Here is a 1,756-nt window from a genome sequence, read left to right on the forward strand (position 1 = left end):
AGCGCGACCCGAGGACGTCGCTCACGTCCGACACCGTCCGCAGCTCGTCCAGCGCAGCCGGCGCGTCGTCGACCGCGACCGTTTCCGGGGCGTGTCCGGCGCACATTCGGAACTTCTCGTGGGGTTCGTCGTCCGAGAGCGGGTCGTCGTAACGCCACACAGTTTCGTCGACGATCACGGCTCGCCGTTCCGGGTCGGTCGCCGCCACTGACGCGATCCCCTCGTCGATGGTCTCGTCTGGCCACGCGAGCATGACTGGGACGATCGACAACGGAGAGTCTGCGTAAAATCGTTCGCGCCGGTAGCAGGCAGCGAGGAGACGCTGGTAGTATCGTCCGTCAGTTCGCGGATCGCATCGAGAACGGGAAGTCGACACCGTTCGAGGCGACCGTGGCTAGCACGAACAGGGTCATGATGATCGCTCCGAGGACCGATCCGGGGATCGAGAGCACGCCCATCGCTGAGATGAGCAGGAGACCACTGCTCGCGCCGATCGCCGTTCGGAAATACGCGCTATCGACGCGGGCAGTGGCCGATCGATCGGCGTCGGTTCCCGGTCGCTCGAACTCGTCGTCCGACGCCTCGAGATACGGTCGGAATATCTCCAGTCGATCGGTCGGTCGCACGACCCCGCGGGGCTGGTCGTACTCGATGATTCCCTTCTTGTCGAGTTTCGGAAGATGGGACTGATACAGCGGGATGTAGACGCGCTGGCGCTGCGCAGACGTCAGTTGCGCCACCGTCGTCTCGTGTTCCTTCGCCGCGACGTGCTCGGCGACGTCGCGCATTTTGACGAGTTCGTCCTCGTCGAGCAGATACCGGATCGTCTCTCGTCTTCGATTCGTCTGGAGAACGTGAAAAATATCGTCCGGGGATAGCTCGGCCGTCTCGTCGGACTGCGGATCGCTGGAGGGCGTATCCGAAGTGCGGGATGGGATATCGAATCTGGAGGTCATACGCTACGACCGAGAAAGGAAACCATGTCTACGTAAATCCTTCGGGACTTCGTTCTAACTAAAATATTCCTATATGAATGATGAGACAGAACACTACTATCAATGATTTTATCCAAGTCGATAGAGTAAAGATATGCAAGCAGTCGCTCGAGCGACTGGGGAACCCGTCCGACCGTTCGCAGTGTCGGTCTGCGTTGAAAGTACGGTGCGAGCGTGATAACTCTACTACCAACAGTGTTTGGTGTGAGTGAGTCGTTCCCACTGAAAACCGATGACACGACTGCGACGGATTGCACGAGTCCCGGTAGACGGGAGCCAGTCATCGATCGCCGACGTGCTCCGCGTCCGGGCCGAACTCCGAGGCGAGCAACTCGGGAACGTCCGCCGGTGTTACGTCCGAGTACCACGCGTTTCGCGGTTGAATCGAGATCGCGGTCCCGCTCTCGCTGCACAGCCCCAGGCACGAGGTCGTACTGACTGAGACGCTCGTCCAGAACGCGTCGCGATCGCGTAACCACGCTTTCGCCGCCGCGACAGTCTCGTCGGCCCCGGCGCCACCGCAACTCGCGTGTTCGGAATCGCGATCGGTGGCGCAGACGAACACGTGGGCCTCGAGGCGTTCGCGGTGTTCTTCGGTCCGATTCTTCATGGACTGCTCAGCAGTTCCTCCCGTTGCTCGGCGGCCGATCGCCCGTCGGATCGCGGCCGAAGCCAGCCGAAGCACCCGGCCACGAGGAACCACAGGGCGGCCTGGCTCAGGACGGTCAGTCCGCGGAACGCGGCGACGAGATCGGCCGGCA

General features: G+C 61.8%; 2 protein-coding genes and 2 pseudogenes. All 4 read right to left on the reverse strand.

The window, feature by feature from the left end; all coding sequences use genetic code 11:
• Window positions 1-253, reverse strand: a pseudogene (locus tag PGX04_RS03970) (hypothetical protein); the annotation flags it as partial.
• 85 nt (window positions 254-338) lie between these two features.
• A complete protein-coding gene (locus PGX04_RS03975; protein WP_273737321.1) occupies window positions 339-956 on the reverse strand; it encodes a DUF7344 domain-containing protein in 618 nt (205 codons plus the stop codon).
• Between the two features lie 319 nt (window positions 957-1,275).
• Window positions 1,276-1,605, reverse strand: a complete 330-nt coding sequence (locus PGX04_RS03980; RefSeq protein ID WP_273737322.1) for a (2Fe-2S) ferredoxin domain-containing protein — start codon at window positions 1,603-1,605, stop codon at window positions 1,276-1,278.
• Window positions 1,602-1,756 (reverse strand): annotated as a pseudogene (locus PGX04_RS03985) (CbtA family protein); the annotation flags it as partial. The gene PGX04_RS03980 and the pseudogene PGX04_RS03985, both read right to left, overlap by 4 nt.

The organism is Natrinema soli (genome assembly GCF_028618695.1).